The organism is Nocardia sp. NBC_00508 (assembly GCF_036346875.1).
GTDB lineage: Bacteria > Actinomycetota > Actinomycetes > Mycobacteriales > Mycobacteriaceae > Nocardia.
In genome coordinates this window covers 1,375,697-1,395,431 of record NZ_CP107852.1, presented here as the reverse complement: position 1 = coordinate 1,395,431, position 19,735 = coordinate 1,375,697, and the positions used below count along the sequence as shown (strand labels likewise).

Here is a 19,735-nt window from a genome sequence, read left to right as displayed (position 1 = left end):
TCAATTCTCCCCAAGGGTGGTACGGGTGCGCCGGCCACGGGTGGCGGCGAGCGGGCGCCATGCGCGCAGATCGTCATCGCTGAGACCATGCTCGCCCTGCAGCTGCCTGCGGTAACCGGCGAAGAACGCGGCCGGGGAACCGCTGTAGTTCTCATCGAACTCGTTGTGCCACTGGTCGAGCCACGGTTGCAGTTCCAGCAGACCGGCGAGCAGTGGGGTGAGTACGGCGGTGTTCAGGCTCTGCGCGGTGAAGTATGTGGCCAGCGCCCGGGCTTGTTCCCGGTGATCCCAGCCCGCCCAGCCGTAGAGGGCCGGGGTGGCGGCGTTGGTGTCGCCGTAGGAGATGAAGCGCTCCTTCGGCACGTCCAGTTTTCCGCGGGCCTGCCAGTAGGAGGTGCGCAGGAAATCCGCCGATGTGTACTTCGGTGGCACGGGGATCGAGTCGCGGATCTTGCGTTTCAACACCTCGTCCTGGGCGGCGTCTTCCTGGCGTTGGAGATCCCATACGTGCTCCCAATCCGCGCGTTTCTTCAATCCGGATGGCTTGTAGCGCAGTGCAGCGAGGAACGGGACATGCTCAGTGGTGATCAGGTCTGCCACGACACGGGACAACTCCACTCGCGGGGCGTAGAGGGCGGCGACCGAGGTGAAATCCTCGTCGTGGGATAGCAGATCGGTCAATCGGGACAGGGTGCGGATCACTGGGCGGTCGTCCTCGTCGAACCACAGGTCTCGGGACTCCATGCGGTCCAGCAGCCAGGAACGGAGTGCCTTTTCCTGCAACGAATCCCACCCCGTAGTAGCCCAACGGCGCTTGTACTCCGGGCGTTCGATCATGCCGATTGCGCGGTTGGACTCGATGGCGTCGATGCGTTTCTGGACGATTTGTTTGTAGGAGTCGGGCCAGTGGTCGGAGATTTCGGTGATGGGGGTGGAGTTGTGGCGAGTGAACCACTCGTTCGATGCGTCCCCTTTCGCAATACGCCGGGCGAGGACTATCTCGAAAGCGCGCTCCCCGAGAGCGAGCTCAGGTACCTCGAGTTCAGGCGCGCGCAGATTCTCCGGATAGAGGCCGTAGAGGAAATAAACCTGCCAGTCCAGCTCTTCCTGAAAAGCGATCATGCGAGCAAGAGCCAACTCCCAGTCTCGCCTGTACTCATGCAGCCGGTCAGCCGTCGGTGTTTCCTTCTCGCTCAACCGTGTTGGCGACAAGACCGAGAGTTGTGTAGCGAGATCATCGAGGCGCGGACCAATGCCGCTCGGTAACTCGGCCGGAAGCGGGATTCGGCCGACGTTTGAACTGTTGAATTGATAGAAGTCCTCGAACGGGATTGTCGTCTGGCGAGCGCCGCGGGCATCTACGGTGCTGCCCTTGCAGTGGCAAACCATCTTCAGCCAGAAGCAGGCGGTGGAGCTGTTGAGTAGCTTGAGTAGTCGCAGATGTTCCTCCTCGCTCGTACCTTCTGGCAGTTTGATAACCGGCGCGGTCTGCTTGAATACCTTGCCGCCCCGGTCCAGCACGAAATGGTTGTGCGTAGCTACTTCCGCAAACGTGATCGACAGCGGTGTGCGGCACGCGGACGGGGTGTACTGCATGTACTCCCACCAGTTCAGTCCGGCCGCAGCCATGTCGCCATAAAACGTGCGCCTTACTTCAAGAACTCGTCGCAATGGCCATAGATCAGATCCAATTTTCTCGGTCTCCTCGCCGTACGGAAAGAAGATTCGTTCCACCGATTGCGCAGACCAGTCGCGAACAACATCCCCGGTGATCAGTGGCCGCAGAGCGGCGTCGCCCGCGACCGTTCGGAAGGTATCTCGCCGGGGCCGGACGTACGCCTCGTCTGCACCGGCACGAATAGCCCGGCCGATCGGAGGTTCGGCGAACTGCCTCAGGCGCACTGTTCCTGCGGGCTCCAGTCGCTCGACCAGCTCGAGACCACCGTCGACAAGGATCCATGGTTGTCTACCGAAGTAACGAACTCTGTCCAGGTCGTCTACCGAGATCCATTGGCTTACGGTTCCTGGTTTGTTGATCTGGTCTACGATCGCCCTCCAAACGAAGCCCTCCGCTGCATTCTCGGGAGCCTTGGGTTCGCCCTGCACGCTGCGCACGGTGCGAATTGTCGCGCCGCGGTATTTTCCGGCACGTCCTGTGCCGATGAGAATTACGGTGGGTGTGCCATGCCCAGGGATATAAGCACCCGACGTGTCAATTACCTCCGTGAGTTCGACGCTGTGCGCGAAATACTCCTCGATCAGCTTTGTTCCGAACTCCCGCTTCATGAATGAGTTAGCGGTTATCTGTCCGACTCGGCCGTAACCACGGCCGTCGGCATTGCCTTGCTTGGCCAGCTCGAAGAACCGCTGCGCAAATGGCACAGATAGCGCATAGGTTCCGGCGCACGCGCTGTACAGCTCCCGGTACAGATTGTTGAGGAACTTGTCCTTCACCGTGATGTACGGCGGATTTCCCACCACCACGTGGTACCGCCCAGGCTCCAGAATGCGTGCATACTCGTGCACATCCTCGGTGGCGTAGGAGAATTCGGCTACGGGATCGCCTGGCTCGGCCTCGTCGCGGGTGAGTTCCATCAGTTCCAGCTGCCGGTCCCTGATGAGCGAGTCGCCGATGGCCAGGTGGATCGGCCATTCGTAGTTCGCTGCCTGGGCGAGGGTGTAGATACCGGCTGCCGCCATGGCCGCTACCAGCAGCCGGAAGCGGGCAATGGCGATGGCGAAGGGGTTCACGTCGACGCCGTGCACGGAGTCGAGTGCGGCGCGGACTCTCTCGTGCCGTTCACGTGTGGACTCCTGTTCGGCCCATATCTCGACAAGTCGCCCGAACGCGCCGAGTACGAAATGCCCGGAGCCGCAGGTTGGATCGATAATTTTTATGTCGCGGTACCCGAATTCGTGCAAGGCCGGGATGAGGGCGCGGTCGAGGATGAACTCTTCCACGAATTCCGGTGTCTGCAGCAGCGCGTAGGCTTTGCGGGCGCTCTCCGACAGATCCTGGTATAGGTCGCCGAGGAAGTGGGTGTCCCAGCCCGCGGGGCCGTCGTCGTCACGCAGCGGGTCGGTGAAATCGTGGACGAGGCTGCCGGATTCGTCGCGGGCTCGCCAGAATTCGATGAGTTGCTGCGCTCCTTCGTGGGAGAGCGGCACCTGGTACAGCGGGTTGTGCGCGGGGTCGAACAGCAGCTTTCCGGCCTGTCCAGTGCCGACTTCGGTGAAGGCGCGCTCCAGCCAGCCGCGGTAGGTGGGGTCGTCGACCGTGGCGACGTAGTCGTCGTAGCGGGTCTCGGCCAGCTCCCGCCGATCGTCGGTGGGCCCGGTGAGATACGGCTCGTCGATGAGGCGGTTGTCTTCGCAGAACCGGACGAACACGGTGCCGAGCACCCAGGCGACGGCGACCTGGGTGACGCGTTCGTCGCGCCACGCCGTCCAGGTGGCGGCGGTGCGGCCCACTTTCCGCGCCCGGTCGTATTCGGCACGCAGTCGTATGGCCGCGTGGCGGGTCTGGTCGGTCTCGGGCCGGTCCAGCTGCCGCCCCAGATCGCGTTCGACCGCGCCGACCTGCTTCCTCAGATCGGTGAGCAGTGCGGTGCGGTCGATCATGCGGGTACTCCTGTGACGCTGGTGAGTGGCTGTGGGCGCATGGCCGGGTCCGGCGCGAAAGCCGTTCGTGCGTAGGTGAATCCAGATGTCGTGGCGGCGGTCCGCTGTCTGGCTGCTTGTGCTGCGCTGTATCCGACCGGCTGCCGAACAGGGCCGCTCATTCCTGCACCTCGGCATATGACGCTGGAATGCGGAAGGCGCGCAGTGGTATTCGCTGACTGCGCTCGCTCATGCCGTATGCTTTCTGGCATGAGCGAGGCCCTGCGTGGTCACGCTCCGTCGCCGCCTCCGGGCCTGACCGCTCATGCCCGGTCACCTGCCGAGGCACTCACCGTGGCGCGATGCGCATTCAGCACCCAGTCGTCGGACAACGAAATCCATTCGTTGAAACCGTCCTGGAAGGGCACGGCAACGGTGCCCAGCCGCGGTCCGCGGGCCGGGTCGTCCTGCGGGCACAGCAGCCAGAGTCCGCGCCCACCGTGGCGGGCGGCCTCCGCGAGCCGTTCCAACACCCCCATTGCGTCGTAGCGCGCGTAGGCGAGGGTGTCGAGCATCAGCACGGGACCCGCCGCGGTAGCGAGACGGTCCAGGATCTGCGGCTCGATCCGACCCCAGGCAGTGCGCACGTACTCCGCGAAGCGCCGGGCGGGCTGTGTGCCGGGTGCGGCGACGTCGGCGCGCAGAATCGTCTCCCACGTCGGTTTGCCGTTCGCCGGGATCAGGTCGTGTAACGCCGCCAGGAACAGTGCGGTCACCGACACCGGCTCGGCCGAGAACCGGCCGGTCAGCTCCTCGGTCGCACGGGTGCTCAACCTGGTCCGAACCGTCAGCACCCGGTAGCCGTCCCGGAGCGCCGCGTCACCGAGCTGTTCCTCGGCCCGCGCCGCCGCCGCGAGCATGGGGTCCTCCGCGTACCGGGTGACTGTCGTCGCCGTAGCGTGGCGCGGGAACCGTTCGGACAGATAGCTGGACGCGTCGGCGGAGTGGGTGGGCAGAAAGCGCAGCTCGTTGTCGTAGCTGCGTAATTCCAGCTTCAGCTCGAAGCCCGCCTCGCGCAGCGCGGACTCCAGCCGCGAACCGGTGGGCAGGGTGTCGGCCAGCTCCGGGAAACGAGACCGGATCCGGTCGTGTACTTCTTTTTGCAGCAGGCCCGGTTGATTGTCCCGCGCGACACCGGGTGTCCAGCTCACCAGGCCCGCCTGGGTCAGGCGCGCCGCCCGCACCAACGGCAGATCACGGGGATAGATCTCCAGCCGCGGTGTCGCCGCCGCATGCTGGGAGGCGCCCACCGCTACTTGCACGATGCGGCGCTCGTCCCAGTCGATGGCGCCCGCAGGTGGCTCGATCGCCGCCATGCGGTCCAGCACGGTGCGCGCCGTCGGCAGCGTCTCCAGCTCGGCGAGGCGGTCGGCGAGCTTGCCCAGCCGCACCGCGTAGTCGAGCAGCGCAGGCGCGGACGGGGTGTCCGGTCCGGAGTTCTCGTCCGCCTCCAGGGCCAGCACCACCACAATGGCCGCGTCTTCGGACTCGCGTTTGGCGGTATGCCGGAATGCCGCCTCCACCGGAGTCAGCTGCTCCACCTCGACGACGGCGCGTACCGCCGCCAACGCCAACGCGCGGCGTTGCGCTCGGCCGTCCAAGCGGGTGCCGCGCCGCAGGACCAGCGCGTCGGCCAGTTCGGTCGCGGCGGCGACGCGACCGAGAAGCTCCAGCAGTTCCAGTATTTCGCTGCGCACCGCCTGGAACGCCGGGTTCTTCTTCCACTGCTGGCGCTGCCGCTTGAGGTTCTGCGAGATCGCGGAGGAGGTGACGCCGAACGAGGTTGCGACGGCCTTCTGGCTGGGCCACCCACCGAGGTCGGGCACACCGTCGGCACCAGGCACCTGGAGCAGCCTGGTCACGATGTCGACCTGCCTGGCGTTGGAGCCATTGTTGTTTCGCTCGGGAACCAGTTGCGCCACAACGGCATCCAGACTGAGTGTGCGCATCGCCGTTTCGCCGGGATCACCCACGGCATCGGCGCTTGCCTCGCTCAGTTCCGCGTTCGCCGCCTTGTGGTCGTCCCGCGTGAGCGGCGCCGCGGCGCCGAGCAACTTGCCCCACTCACGTTGGCGATCCTGGATTTCCGTGCGGGTACGTGCACCCAAGCCGGGGGCGTTGATCAGGCTGCGGCGACTGTAGTCCAGTAGCTGGCCGACGGTCGTGATGCCCAGCCCGTACAGGAATTGCTCTGCCGCCGAGGTCAATCCGGCCGTCGACAGATGCGTCTCGCGAGTCACCTGTGCGGCGATCCGGTCGCGCTCCTGCCCGGCCGTATCTTCCTCAGCCGGTGCGATACCCGGCGTGGCATCCTCGTCCACCGTCGCGGCGCTGACCGACGGGCGGGCGGTGACCGGGCGTGACGGCACCGACCGAGCCAGGTCCAGGAAGATCCTGCGCCACGCGTCGCGCATCGGCTTCAGGTCGTCGAACCGCTCAGTTATGTTGCGGTGCATAGCTTTACGGAAGAAGTCGACCAGTCCATCGCGAATCGACGGATCGAACGCGTCCGCGGCGATGTCTGGGTACGGGTACTCCTTGGGGTCGGTCTGTCGGGCCGACATCGACCCGTCACCCCAGCGTGGCAGCTCGGCCGACGCCATCTCGTGCAGCGTGACGGCCAGCGCGTACCGTTCGGCGTGCGCATCATAGGCCGAACGGACGATGGTGCCGACGAACGGATCCAGGTAGCCGTCGGTGCCCGCGCTCGGTTCCTGTCCCTGATACCAGGCGAGCGAGAAGTCGATCAGCACGAGCTGCCGGGTTCGATTGGGGCGCACTCTGATTGCGATGTTGTCCGGTTTCAGGTCGCGATGCCATACGCCCTCGCCCTCGAGGAACTCCACCGCGCCGAACAGATACTCGCCGTAGGCTTCCAGTTGGTCCACCGAGAGGCGGCCGCTGTCGCGCAACTGGCGGGCCACCGTGTCCTCGGCGCGGCGCCGCTTCGTCACCGTCCCGCCGTTGACCGGTGTGTCCAATTCCCTTTCATCGCCGACGTATTCGATCAGCAGCGCGGTACGGCCGCCGACTGTCATCAGGCCCGGCTCCACGACCTGGATGACGCGTGCATCCTTGCGCAGCCTGCCGAGCACTTCGGCCTCGCGGGTCAAGCCCTCCACCCGATCGTCCGACAACGCCACCTTCAGTACTGCGAACTGGCGTGCCTTTGCCTCGGCCCGCAGATCCCGCACGAGGAACGCGCGGCTCGTCGACCCGGTGCCCAGCCGCCGCCGCACCTCCCATCGGTCGGCCAGCACGTCCCCGGCAACCGCTTCCAGCGGGTCTTTGTCCGGTGCCGCTGACTCGGTTTCGTGCGCCGCGGGTGCGGTCAAGTCGTCCTCGACGATCTCGAGCAGTTCGAGGAACTCGTCCACCGTCGCAAGCCTGCGCGTCGGCTGGTATGCGGTCGCGGCGTCGACCAGGTCATCGATGTCGTCGCACAGCCCGTCCACCACCGCGCCCGGTCGCAGACCCTGGCCTGCCTCGAACCTGGCCAGCAGCTCCGCCTGGTTCGCCGCCGGTGGCTGCCCGGCCACCAGCAGATACGTGAGCGTGCCGAGCCCGTAGACGTCCATGGTGATCGGGTCGGCCTTCGCCGCGGTCAACTCTGGTGCCAGATACACGTCCGTGCCCGGCGCGAGATGCGCTGCCGACAGGGCGGTCGGCGCATACCGGGTGAGGCCACGCGAGCGGGTCGAGCTGCGCTGGGTGGCGACCTGCCAGTCCGAGATCTGCAACAGCGGGTACTGCCAGCGCTGCGGTCCGCTCAACTCCCGGCCCGTGCTGTCACGTACTCGCGGCAGGACATGGACCGCGTGCGCGGCGAGACTGCGGTGATAGACGCGGGCTTTGTGCGCGGCCCGTATCGTCTCGGCCAGTTGCCGCACCAGCGCGATCCGGTCCCGGATATCGAGGTTGGCGCCGTACTCGGCCAGGTACTCGTCCAGCCGCAGCGTGTCCGGGCGGTATTCGAAGATCAACGCAGGCCCGGCCGGATGCCCGCCGGAGTCGATGTCCACGAACCGCACCACCCCGGGATGACGGAACCGGTGCAGGACCGCCGCCTCACGTTTGGCTGCCTCGTACACCGACGTGCGGGCGGCCTGGTCCGCGCCGCGTTCGCTCAGATAGATCCGAATCCGGGCAGGGGTACCCAGATCGGTGTGCTCGGCCTTGTAGTCGGTCCAGGTGTGGCCGGTGTCGATCGGCTCGGTCAGCTTGTAGGCTCCGACCATCCGATCTGCTTCGCTGCGGCCGATGCCGATGCGCTTCAGGGCCGCGGCGATCTTCTCGGCACGTCCTGGAGTGATCCGGTTGCGACTGTCCTGTGGCGGTTGCTGCAACGCCTCCACCAGCTCACGGATGGTGTGCGTATGCAGCCGGTCGCCCTGAGGGACCTCGAACCGCAATTCGGGATGGGTGAGACAGAGCCTGCTGTTCACGAAGACCTGCGCACCGGCCTCGGCCAGCAGGCTCGCAAGCTCCTTCGCCTTCTGATCGGCCAGGTGCAGCGGATTCCGTTGCGGCTTCCTGCGCCCGCTGTCGAACGTGCGAATCCAGGCGCCGTTCTCGACGGTCAACCGGCCGCGCCAATCCTTCAGCTCGATCAGGTGCACACCGTTGGGTGCGATCACCAGCAGATCGACCTCACGGATATGGCCGTAACGTTCGGTGAAGGTGAAATTCGACCAGGCGAACCAGGGATCGACATTCGGAAGCTTCGCGCGGATCGCCTCCAGTCCGCGACGTTCGTGGTCGAAGTTGGACTCGCTGACGGATATCCAGCGGACTTCGTCCATACGTGCGTCCCCACCATTCCTCTGCCGATGCATACTCGTCGGCACTTCGGGCAGCCGACAATCCGCCAGCGTTCATGCTATCGGTGCGTATCGCCAAAACGTTAGGGACTGTGCGGGTTTCGTTGTGACACCGGATCCTCGAGAAGTCCGCTCGGATCGACGTTGCTGATGGGATCAGGTGCGGGAGCGGCCGGTTTCGGGTCGTGAGTATGCGCTGCGCGGTGGCTGGCACATCGGAAGCAACTTGCTGATCGAGGGCGACGCCACGCACATCAGTGTCGTGGAGACGAAAACTACTACTGTACCGAGGTTTACAGCTTCCATTCGGCTACTGCCGCCGCCGGGCCGCGCCCACGCCGATCAACGTTAAGCCCCCCGGCATCCAGATCTACTGCGATTCGACCAGCGAAATGTCCTGCGCTGGTCAGGGTTCGTGTGCGGCCGGATTCTGGCAAAATCGTCCCCGTGCTCGTCACGAGGGGGAACACACCATGGTGTTGACCGCGCGTTTTCAGCCGGGATCGGCCAGCCGTCCATTCGTCGATCGTGAGCAGGTGCTGAGTCGATTCGACGAACTACTGGCCGAAGCCGCCGAACAACCCCGGGTCGTGTTGCTCAGCGGGGTCGGCGGGATCGGGAAATCACGGCTGGTCACCGAGCTGCGTGCGCGGGTCGGGAAGAAGAATCCGGCGGCGGTGCTGGATTTGCAGGTGCCGAGTCACCGGCAGGCCGCGGATGGGCTTGCGGTGCTGCGTGTTCAGTTCGGCGCGCAGAAGATCAAGTTCCATCACTTCGACATCGCCTGCGCGGTGTTGTGGCAGCGTCTGCACCCGCATCTGCGGCTTACCTCCGAGTCGCTGGCGCTGGCCGAGCACAGTGAGATCCTGACCGAAATCCTGAACGATGCGACCGGGATTCCGGTTTTCGGTACCGCGACCAGGCTGCTCGATCTCGGCGCACGCCGGGCCATCCGCACACACCGGATACGTCATGATCCGGTCCTCCAGGAGCTCGACCAGTTGAGTCTCGCGAGCCTGGAGGAAGCCGTTTCGTACCTGTTCGCGGAGGATTTGAAGAACGGCACCGCGGGCAGGGAGCCCTACGTCGTCTTTCTGGACGCCTACGAAGCATTGATGGGTGGCACCGATCGGGAGGGCCGCGCGGCGGCGTCGGATGCCTGGTTGCGCGATGTGGTTGCGCAGCTGGATACCGGCCTGGTCGTGATCGCCAGCCGTGAGCCGCTGGGTTGGGAGCGGCATGATCCCGAGTGGGCGACCCGGGTACGGACTGCGCCGGTCGACGATCTGCCCACGGACGCTCGATTCGAACTGCTCGATTCGTCGGGGATCGAGGACCCGGCCGAGCGCGCGGCGATCGCGGCGGCCAGTGCGGGCGTGCCGTTCTACCTGCATCTGGCTATCGATGCCCGGAATCGCGCGGGTTGGGTGGCGCCCGCCGACTTGGTGTCTCCGGAAACGATTCTGGAACGCTTCCTTCAGCACGTGCGACCCGAGGAAGTCCGGATGCTGGAATTGCTGGGGCTGCCACGCACTTTCGATCGAGAAATCTTCACTACCCTCGGCCAGCAGTTCGAGCTGCCCGGTCATGTCACGGCATGGACGTCCTTGATCGCGTACTCGTTCGTGTACACCGCGGACGAAGGCGACGACCGCGAGTGCTACCAGCTGCACCAACTGATGGTGGCTGCGCTGCGGCGGCGCCTGGACGCCGAGGTCGGGCGTATTCTGCACGCGGTGCTCCACGACCTTTGGCTTACCCGCGCGCAAACCGAGGCCGGACGGGTCTCGGCGCTGCGGGAGGCGGGGTACCACGGTGTCCGGGGCGGGATTCTGTCTGCGGTGGCGCTGCTCGAGTACGTCGATCGGATCGAAGCGGCGGGCGGAAGTCAGGGCATCGGCGGAGTGATCAGCGATCTGGACCGCTATCTGAGCGAGTCGCATGAGAATCTGGCAGGCATGGCGGAACTGTCGGAACTGAAGCGGTGCCTGGAAGCGGAAGCGGCAGTGTTGCTCGGCGACGCCAAGCAGGCTGATCGGCTGACCCGCGATGTTCCCTTGGAACGGACCGGACCGATCGCGGATCGGCTGGCCGTCGCCGCGGCGAATGCGCGCCGCATCCTAGGTGATACCGACGATGCCTTGGCGATCTACCAGGGCGTGTGGTCGCGGGGATCGGGGCGTGCCCGGCTCGATGCCGGGCAGTGGGCGGCGGACCTGCATATGTGTCAGGGTCGATTCGGTCAGGCCCTGGCACTGTGCGAGGAACTCGTGGCCATGGCGGACGAGGACGACCACGCGTTCCTGGGAGATGTGGCGCGGCTGCGTCATCTCACCTATCGGCTTGCGTTCGACACCGACCGTGCCGCACAGTATCTGGCCGAGGCCGACACCCATTACCAGGCCGCGGGAAGCGTCGTCGGTCAGGCCAATATCGCGACTAACGTCGCCGAACTCCGGGCGCTCACCGATCCGGTTCTGGCGATAGAGGCGGCCGGCACGGCCATCGAGCGGCAACGGGAGCTCGGTGCCTTGCACGAACTCGGAAAGGCTTACACCGCACTTGGTTTGGCCCGATTGTCGCTGGGCGAACTGGACGCCGCCGAGCATGCGCTCGACGAAGCCTGCGAGATTCTCGAACCGGCCGGGTATCGATCGGGTCGGGCGCGGGCCGAACTGTTCCGCGCCGGAGCCTACGCGCGTCGGGGGCGGCGCGACGATGCCGTTCGCAGTGTGCGGTGGGCGATATCCGAATTCGAGGGCGCGAATGTCTACCCAGGGCTGGTGCTTGTGGCGCGAGCGGTCCTGGCGCTGTTCGGCTGGACCGAACCCGATGTCGCGAAAGCCGCCGCCGTCGCCCGATTGCGCATTCAGCCGCCGGTGCCGGGGGCAAGTATGGACCGCGATGCCGCACGGTTGATCTCGCGCGTACTCGGTGTCGATGCGAATGCGGTATACGACCAGGCACTTTCACTGTCGCAGGCCGCCGCGGGCTACTACAACCACAACGTCCGGGTAGATGGTGTGATGGGCGCGGTGAATGTGCGGATCGCCGTCGAAGGCGCCGATGTGATGGATCTGCGGCAGTGGCCCGAGCCCTCGGTACTGATGGCGATCGAGCCATTCGTCGGTTCGGCCCCGCGACTGCGCTGGGAATCGACGCAGCCCGCCTATCAGATCCACGACCATATCGACGGCGACGTCCTGGATCGAATTGCGCCGCGCGGCGCCCCGGTTCCGTCTCACGTACCGGGCGATGTCGCGGAGCTCTTCGCCGACCTGCGACGGATTCCCCGCGAGCAGCTACCGCCGGTCGAGGACGGATGGAACGAGGACCCCGCGGCTTTCGCCCGGCGGTTGTCTGCTGTCACCGCACGCGTACATCGCGAAAGCAGCACTGTTTTCGGCGAGCTGTACCACAGGTTGGGCATCCCGGATCAGCCGCTAGCGGACATTGTCGTTTCGTGGAACACGCTCGAAGCGCGCCCATTTCGGATGGTGCACGCCGACGTGCACCGGAAGAACTTGATCGTGCGGGATGGCCGCGTCGTTTTCATCGATTGGGAACTCGCGCTCTACGGCGACCCGCTGTACGACGTGGCCACGCACCTGCACAAAATGGGCTATCTCCCCGAGGAGCGGGAGGAGTTCCTGACCGCATGGTGTGCTGCCGAGCCGGAAGCCGCGAGCGGCGAGTGGCGGCGTGACCTCCAGACATATCTCGACCACGAGCGGGTGAAGTCCGCCCTTGTCGACTCGGTTCGCTACCGCAAGGTACTGGCACAGGGGAGCTCGGGCGCAGCGGCAAGGTCGGCGTTGGTGGCCAGCCTGGTCGGGAAACTTCAGCTGGCGCGCGAGGTGTGGGGTCTGAGCGAACCGGTCGACAGTGAGGTGGTGGAAGTGGCCCTGCGCGAACGATATTGAGTTCGAAAACAGCTGATCGACGATTCGAGAGTTTCCGCGAGGGCCCGCCGCTCGGCTGCACGGTCCTATCGCGCGGCGACCATCGCGTCCACGGTCTCCGGCGATAGCATCTCGTCCGCCACCAGGCCCGCCAACCCGACGAACGCGCCGTTCTCGCCCAGCTGGGACGGGCCGATGTCGAGGTTGCGCAGTGCGCTTGAGTGCGCGTTCGACTCGACGGTGCGCCGCAATCCCTCCAGAAACGGCGGCAGCACCCCGATCGCGCCGCCCACGCGGACATAGGTCGGGTTCACGATCGACACCATCGTCGCCACCACGGTGCCGACGAGTCGCCCGGCCTTTTCGGTCGACTTGATCGCGTCGGGTGTGCCGTCGCCGACGAGCCGGACGACATCGTCCACCGTGCGCACGCCGAGCGGGCGCAACTCGCGGGCCAGCGCCTGCCCACTGGCACTGGCGGCGACACATCCGCGGCGACCGCAACTGCAACGCTGCTGGCTGCCCTCGATCCGCATGTGCCCGATCTCGCCGGCGGAGCCGCTTTCGCCGCGGTGGACATGTCCCGAGATCACCACGCCCGCACCGATTCCGGTGCCCACCTTGACCCCGACGAGTGTCGCGCCGGGACGGCCCAGCGCACAGAAGTCGCCGAACGCCAACGCATTCGCGTCGTTCTCCAGCAGCACGGGGACGCCGAGCGCGTCGGCGAACGGCTCGCGCAGCGGCGCGCCGTTCCAGTCCGGCATGGTCGGTGGTGCCACGGTCACTCCGCGCTCGTGATCGATCTGCCCCGGCACCGACAGCGCCATTGCGCACAGGGTGTCCGCTCGCCCGGTCTGTCGCAACAGTTTCCGGCCCGTCCCGAGCAGCATCGGCACGATCTCCCGTGGACTGTGCCGCAGGGGCAGCCGGTGGTCCTCACGCGCGAACACCGACCCGCGCAGGTCGACCACCGCCAGTGTCGCGTGGCTCTGTCCGAGATCGGCGACGAGCGCGGTGCGGCCGGTGTCGTCGACCTCGAGCACTTCGGCACGCCGTCCGCCGCTCGATTCCCGATGGCCCGCTTGGCGAACGAGCCCGAGGCCGCGCAGCACCTCCAGCCGCTCGACCAACGTCACCCGCGACAGGCCCGCGCGTTCCTGCAGTTCCAGCCGCGTCAACGGGCCCGCGGCGCGCAGCAGGGCAAGCACATGTCCCGGCGAGGTGGGGCTCGATGGCGTGGAGGTGGTCGCGGGCATATTGACAATATCCCTCAACGGACTTACGTTAACCAAACTGACAAAAGTTCCAAACGCGGTGTGCACGAACAGGAGCCATGCATGCTGGTATCCGGTGTGACGCGCAGATCCTTCTTGCGCGCAGCGGGCGTCGGCGCGGCGGCCCTTTCCGCCGCGGCCTGCACCGGCTTCCCCACCAGCGGCAACGGTGGCATGATCTTCCTGTCCACCCAGTTCCGTCCCGCCGACGAGGCCGAGCGGTTCCGCGGACTGCTCGCCGATACCGCGCCCGGCGTCGGCTACGTGACCATCGAGGAGAGCCCGTTCTCGAGTCAGGTGCGCAGCCAAGTCGATGCGGGCTCGACCCAGATCGGCCTGCTCGGCGGTCTGCACGGCGACATCGCGCCGCTCGCCGACGGCTACCTGCAAGACCTCACCGGTCTGCTCGCCGATCTTGGCGATCGAGGCTGGTCGACCGACTACCTGAAACTCGCCAGGGTGGGCACCGACCGCACGTGGTACATCCCGTGGGTCACGGCGAGTTACGTCCTTGCCGCACATGCTGACGCGCTCGAGCACCTGCCGTCCGGCGCCGACGCCACATCGCTGTCCTATGACAAGTTCCTCGACTGGGCCATTGCCGCGCGCCGCGCAAACGGCAACCGCCCTATGCTCGGCCTGCCCGCAGGCCCGAAGGGCCTGCTGCACCGGTTCACACAGGGGTTCCTGCTGCCCTCGTTCACCGGCGGGCAGATCACCACCTTTCGATCGAACGAGGCCGTGACGGCGTGGCAATACTTTCGTGAGCTGTGGGCCAACTGCGCACCGTCGAGCACGAACTATGACTTCATGCAGGAGCCCCTCGACAGCGGCGAGGTGCGTATGGCGTGGGACCACGTCGTGCGCATTGTCGACGCACCCGAGCGCGATCCGCAGAACTGGCGGATGCTTCCCGCGCCGCGCGGCGAACACGGCCTCGGCTACATGGCCGTGATCGCGGGACTCGCGGTCCCCAAGGGCAGTTCGGACCCGGAACTCGCGCAGCGGACGATCAGCACGCTCACCCGCCCGGAAACACAACTCCGGCTGCTGCGTTCCAATGGCTTTTTCCCGTCCGTCGACACGACGATCCCGGGTGACCTGCCCCCGGCCGTCCAACTCGAGGCCGACGCGGTGCGCCGACAGCAGGAAGCGCCGGGCGCCATTCTCTCGCTACCGCCGGTGGGCCTCGGTCAGCGCGAAGGCGAGGTGAGCAAGGTGTTCAAGGACAGCTTCCGCTCGATCGTGCTCGACGGAGCCGACATTCGAGCCACCCTGGATCAGCAGGCACGGGTGCTCCAAGGCATCCTCGACGACCTGAAAGTGCCGTGCTGGGCTCCCGACCCGGCCGCCGACCTCTGCCGGGTGGGATAGCCATGATCTCGCGACTGCGCTCACCGTGGATTCTGCTGCTGCCCTCGATCGTGCTCATGCTCGCGCTGTTCGGCTGGCCACTCGGGCAGGGCGGGCTCGAGGCATTCCGTGGTGACGACGGGTTCACGCTGGCCAACTGGGAGCGATTGTTCGACGATCCGTATATCTTCAGCGCACTACGCAATACCCTCGTGCTGATCGTGATCGTCGTGCCGATCCAGTTGGTGCTCGCAGTCGGCATGGCGCTGCTCATGCAGGCACGGCCGCGATTCGCCGGCGGCCACTTCTACCTGTGGTGTCTGCCGCTCGCGATCTCCGAACTGGCCGCCGGCCTGGTGTGGCTGTCCATTTTCGACAACCGCGGCTATTTGAACTCCCTGCTGGTCGGGCTCGGTCTTTCGGATGACGGTGTGCAGTGGCTCAGCTACCAGAACACCGGCACGATGCTGCTCGCCGTGGTGATCGCCGAGATCTGGCGCGCGACGTCGCTGGTGTTCGTGATCGTGGTGGCGGGCGTGCAGATGATTCCGCGCGACTACGACGAGGCCGCACAGGTTTTCGGCGCGAACTTCTGGCAGCGGCTGCGGCACGTGACGCTGCCGCTGCTCGGGCCGAGTCTCCAGGTCGCGCTGATCCTACGGACGATTCTCGCGCTGCAGGCGTTCGCCGTCGCGCAGGCACTGACCGGGCGGGACTTTCCGCTGCTCGTCGGTGAGACCTACGAGTGGTATGCGAACCTGCAGAACCCCGCGGTCGCCAGCGCTGTCTCGCTGATCGTGCTGGCGATCTCACTCGCCACCGCCGTGTTCTACCTGCGGACGGTCCGGCAGCCGGAAGAGGCTCGATGAGAAACGACCGCGCAGCGCTGATCGAGCCGACGGGATGCGGAAACTCATGCAGGACGCAGGAGGCTCGATGAGACATGATCGCGCAGCGCTGACCGAGCGGACGGGGTGCGGGAACTCCCGCAGGAGATAGGGATCGCGATGAACCAGACCGAGGCACCGCCCCGGCGCGTGCTGCCACCTATCGACCGTGCGCCACTGCGCAGGCGCCGCTGGCGCACGATGTGGGTTCAGCTGGCCTGCCTCGCCGTGACCGTGTTCATGGCGCTGCCGATCGTCCTCATCGGACTCGCCGCGGTGTCCTCGCGCGAGGCGCTCAACGAGTTTCCGAAGCCGTTGATTCCGAGGGATTTCTCCACCGAGACACTGGCCGCGTTCTTCCGGGCCACCGGAACCTTTTCGGCCCTGGGCAACTCGGTGCTCGTCGGCCTCTACACGGTGTTCTGGTCACTGGTGGTCGGCGCGCCCGCAGGATATGCGTTGGCGCGTCACGCGTTTCGAGGCAAAGACACCTACCAAGTCTTCATCCTCTTCGTGCGAGCGCTGCCGATCGTGGTGCTTTCGGTGCCGCTCGCCACGATGTTCCTGCGGATCGACGTCTACGACACCGTATTCGCCGTGACGCTGGTGCACACCACGCTCGCACTGCCGACCACCGTGCTCATCACCGCGAGCATCTTCGTCGCGGTGCCGGCCGATCTCGAGGAGGCCGCCCAGGTCTTCGGCTGCACCCGCTGGCAGGCCGCCCGCAAGATCGTGGTGCCGCTCGCGCTGCCCGGCCTCGCCGCGTCGTCGATCTTCACGTTCGTCCTGTCGTGGAACGAGATCCTCGGCGCGACGATCGTGACACTCGGGCACCGCACGCTGCCCGCGCAGGTGCTCACGGCGCTGGACGAGGCGTCGACCGCGTACCGCTTCGCGGGCGGTTTCGCATTGATCATCCCGGCACTGGCGTTCATCTTCGTGATGCGGCGCTACTTGGTGAACATGTGGGGGACGACGCTCAGATGACAGGGGTTCGCTAATGGCTGAAGTGGTTGTCCGGGATCTGGCGAAGACCTATCCCGGCGGCACGGCGCGCGCAACCGACGAGGTCTCGCTCGAGATCTCCGACGGCGAGTTCATGGTGCTGCTCGGGCCGTCCGGCTGCGGCAAGACGACTTTGCTGCGCATGATCGCCGGATTGGAGCTGCCCGACTCGGGGCAGATAGTGATCGGCGGCAAGGACGTCACCTATCTCGAGCCACGACGGCGCAACCTGTCGATGGTGTTCCAGTCCTACGCCGTATTCCCCAACAAGAAGGTCGCCGACAATATCGGCTTCGGTCTTCGGGTGCACGGCGTGCCCGCTGACGAGATCCGCCGCAAAGTCGCCTGGGCCGCGGAACTGTTGCAGCTGACGCCGTACCTGGACAGGTACCCGGCGCGGTTGTCCGGCGGGCAACGCCAGCGTGTCGCGGTGGCGCGGGCGATCGTGATGGACGCCGATGTGCTGCTCATGGACGAGCCGCTGTCCAATCTGGATGCGCTGCTGCGGCTGTCGTTCCGGGCCGAGTTGAAGAAACTCGTCGGGGAGCTCGGCACCACCACGATTTATGTCACCCACGACCAGGTCGAGGCGCTGTCGCTGGGCAACCGCGTGGCCGTGATGCGCGACGGGGCGATTGTCCAATGCGGCCCGCCCACCGAGGTCTACGACGACCCCGCGACGGAATTCGTCGGCGGCTTCCTCGGCAGCCCCCCGATGAACTTCCTCAGCGGTGCGGTCGCGGCGGGAGACGACGGGCCGCGCATCGACCTGGGTGGGCAGTCGCTCGCCGTGCCTTCCGCACTGTCTTCGTTCGAGGGCGGAACGCTCCGGCTCGGTGTCCGCCCGGAGGCCATCGTCGTGGACAACAGCCCTGCCGACGCGACCGTGCGTGGCGAGCTCCAAGTGCTCGAACCGCTCGGCTCGTCAACCCTGCTGACCACCGACATCAGCGGGCAGACGGTGAAAGTCCAAGCGCCGCCGGGCTTCCGGGCCGAGGAGGGCGGCACGTTGACCCTGCGTGTGCCACCCGAGGCATGCCGCTGGTACGACCCGGAGACCGGATTGCTGTTGGAGGTCGAGTGATCACCGCCGCGGGCGACCGCGATATCCATTTCCAGCCCGCCCGCCTGGTCGCCCGGGCCACGCTGGTCCTCCGGGACAACGACACCGGCACGCTGGTCACCGCGGCGCCCAAGCTGTATCCGCACATGTGGAGCTGGGACGCCGCGTTCATCTCGATCGGGCTGGCCTACCTCGACGTGAGCCGCGCTGTCACGGAGCTGAGCACGCTACTGGCCGCGCAATGGAGCGACGGGATGATCCCGCACATCGTGTTCACCGACGACAGCGACTACTTTCCAGGGCCGGACCGCTGGGGCACCGACCGCGCGCCGCAGGCGCCGTCCGGCGTTCGCACGTCCGGGATCTGCCAGCCGCCGGTGCACGCGATCGCCCTGCGCAGAATCGTCGAGATCGCGCGCAAGACCTCGCAGGCCGACGCGGAGCTGGCCGAGCGGTTCGCGCAGCACGCGTGGCCCGCGCTCTATCGCTGGCATCGCTGGATCGTCCGGCACCGCCTGCGCGACGCGTGCGGCCTGGTGTCGATCGTGCACGGGTGGGAGTCCGGTATGGACAACTCGCCGCGCTGGGACGAGCCCTACGCCGCCGTCGTCCCCGGCCCGGACCTCCCGCCGTACACGCGCCTGGACCTGCTACAGGTGAACGACGCGAGCGAGCGGCCGACCGCGGAAGAATACGACCGATACCTGTGGCTCATCGAGCAGATGAAGCGGGCGAACTATCACCCAGACGAGGTCGTGCGCTCATCGAGCTTCCTGGTGGGCGATGTGTTCACCACCGCGGTGTTCGCCGTGGCCAGCGAAACCCTCGCCGGGCTCGGCGAGGACCTCGGCGCCGATTCCGGGCACATCGGCGAACTCCGCGCGTGGGCGGCGCGGGCGCGGGAAGCGGTCGCCGGCAGTGTGCACCCCGAGACCGGTATGGCCCGCGATCGCGATATCCGGCACGACCGGTGGCTGCGCACCGAGACCATCGCCGGGTTCGCGCCGCTGCTGTGCGGCGGCCTGCCCGCCGACATCGAGAAGCGGCTCATGTCCACCCTGGACGGCCAGGACTGGTCGGGCAACCCGCACCTGCTCGCCGCGGTGCCGCCGTCGGTGTCGCCCTCGTCGCCGGAGTTCGACTCGCGCTGCTATTGGCGTGGTCCGCAGTGGCCGGTGATCACATGGCTGTTCGGCTGGGCGTTCGAGCAACGCGACTGGCCGCGGCACGCGAGCGAGTTCCGCGCCCAGGGCGTGCATCTGGTGTCGGACGGCTCGTTCGGCGAATACTACGAGCCGTTCACCGGCAAGCCGCTGGGCAGCACGAACCAGTCGTGGACCGCCGCGGTGGTGCTGGACTGGCTGTGCGGAGTGTGGTGAGTCGGCTACTCGGCTGGCCGCAGGGACCGGTCGGCTCTCGGCACCGCAAGCGGTGGCTGTGCCGAGCCCGCTGAGACTCAGGTCTCGGCGCGTATTCGGCCTATCCGCATCTCGACCGCGACTTCTTCCATTTTCGGACGTGCGGAGTCGAAGCTCGCCGGCCGAAACACCGATCCGGCTACCAAGTACGGCGTCTCGATCGCCCACATCAGCAGGGAAGCGCTCAAAAAATCGCACCGATCACCAAACAAAGGAACTGATCGGGGCCGGTCAAGGCCCCGATGAACGGAGCCCGGTCGAGCGGACGCACAAGAGAACCGCCACACCGAGGACGGAACTCGTCAAGACCGCGAAACCCGGCGCAGTTGCGGCGTCCTGGCCGCGCT

Annotated in this window: 10 protein-coding genes; 7 read left to right on the top strand and 3 right to left on the bottom strand. The window is 66.4% G+C overall.

From position 1 onward, the window contains the following. Positions 1–3,591: a BREX-2 system adenine-specific DNA-methyltransferase PglX gene (gene pglX / locus OHA40_RS06135; RefSeq protein ID WP_330234069.1), complete on the bottom strand. Its 3,591-nt coding sequence runs from the start codon at positions 3,589–3,591 to the stop codon at positions 1–3. On the opposite strand from pglX, the gene OHA40_RS06130 reads away from it, so the two are divergent. Then, positions 3,514–3,696 carry a hypothetical protein gene (locus OHA40_RS06130; RefSeq protein ID WP_330234508.1) on the top strand — a complete coding sequence of 61 codons (183 nt, stop codon included), beginning with the start codon at positions 3,514–3,516 and terminating at the stop codon, positions 3,694–3,696. The two genes, pglX and OHA40_RS06130, sit on opposite strands and share 78 nt — an antisense overlap. A 227-nt stretch (positions 3,697–3,923) precedes the next feature. Here OHA40_RS06130 and pglW read toward each other — a convergent pair whose 3' ends face one another. Continuing rightward, entirely contained in the window at positions 3,924–8,462 is a 4,539-nt protein-coding gene (gene pglW, locus OHA40_RS06125) for a BREX system serine/threonine kinase PglW (protein WP_330232092.1), read from the bottom strand. 491 nt (positions 8,463–8,953) lie between these two features. Here pglW and OHA40_RS06120 point away from each other — a divergent pair, with 491 nt between their 5' ends. Beyond that, positions 8,954–12,403: a phosphotransferase gene (locus tag OHA40_RS06120; RefSeq protein ID WP_330232091.1), complete on the top strand. Its 3,450-nt coding sequence runs from the start codon at positions 8,954–8,956 to the stop codon at positions 12,401–12,403. Positions 12,404–12,468: 65 nt separating this feature from the next. On the opposite strand, the gene OHA40_RS06115 is transcribed toward OHA40_RS06120, so the two are convergent. Next, positions 12,469–13,641: an ROK family transcriptional regulator gene (locus OHA40_RS06115; RefSeq protein ID WP_330232090.1), complete on the bottom strand. Its 1,173-nt coding sequence runs from the start codon at positions 13,639–13,641 to the stop codon at positions 12,469–12,471. An 81-nt stretch (positions 13,642–13,722) separates the two neighbouring features. Between OHA40_RS06115 and OHA40_RS06110 the strand changes: the two genes are divergently transcribed. From OHA40_RS06110 to ggh, 5 genes are all read left to right on the top strand, one after another. Continuing rightward, entirely contained in the window at positions 13,723–15,033 is a 1,311-nt protein-coding gene (locus tag OHA40_RS06110; protein ID WP_330232089.1) for an ABC transporter substrate-binding protein, read from the top strand. 2 nt (positions 15,034–15,035) lie between these two features. After that, the gene (locus OHA40_RS06105; RefSeq protein ID WP_330232088.1) at positions 15,036–15,881 is read left to right on the top strand and encodes a carbohydrate ABC transporter permease; all 846 of its coding nucleotides are present in this window, start codon (positions 15,036–15,038) and stop codon (positions 15,879–15,881) included. A 138-nt stretch (positions 15,882–16,019) separates the two neighbouring features. Continuing rightward, complete coding sequence (locus OHA40_RS06100) at positions 16,020–16,889, top strand: carbohydrate ABC transporter permease (protein WP_330232087.1); 870 nt, start codon at positions 16,020–16,022, stop codon at positions 16,887–16,889. Between the two features lie 13 nt (positions 16,890–16,902). Beyond that, entirely contained in the window at positions 16,903–17,991 is a 1,089-nt protein-coding gene (locus OHA40_RS06095; RefSeq protein ID WP_330232086.1) for an ABC transporter ATP-binding protein, read from the top strand. Continuing rightward, entirely contained in the window at positions 17,988–19,349 is a 1,362-nt protein-coding gene (gene ggh, locus OHA40_RS06090) for a glucosylglycerate hydrolase (protein ID WP_330232085.1), read from the top strand. The genes OHA40_RS06095 and ggh overlap by 4 nt, the downstream gene beginning before the upstream one ends. Positions 19,350–19,735: the final 386 nt, after the last annotated feature.

Bases quoted from the DNA above. Each gene is read 5' to 3' on its own strand.
- OHA40_RS06095 (WP_330232086.1), top strand. From the start codon at position 16,903: ATGGCTGAAGTGGTTGTCCGGGATCTGGCGAAGACCTATCCCGGCGGC.
- OHA40_RS06110 (WP_330232089.1), top strand. From the start codon at position 13,723: ATGCTGGTATCCGGTGTGACGCGCAGATCCTTCTTGCGCGCAGCGGGC.
- OHA40_RS06115 (WP_330232090.1), bottom strand. From the start codon at position 13,641: ATGCCCGCGACCACCTCCACGCCATCGAGCCCCACCTCGCCGGGACAT.
- OHA40_RS06120 (WP_330232091.1), top strand. From the start codon at position 8,954: ATGGTGTTGACCGCGCGTTTTCAGCCGGGATCGGCCAGCCGTCCATTC.
- OHA40_RS06100 (WP_330232087.1), top strand. From the start codon at position 16,020: ATGAACCAGACCGAGGCACCGCCCCGGCGCGTGCTGCCACCTATCGAC.
- pglW (WP_330232092.1), bottom strand. From the start codon at position 8,462: ATGGACGAAGTCCGCTGGATATCCGTCAGCGAGTCCAACTTCGACCAC.
- OHA40_RS06105 (WP_330232088.1), top strand. From the start codon at position 15,036: ATGATCTCGCGACTGCGCTCACCGTGGATTCTGCTGCTGCCCTCGATC.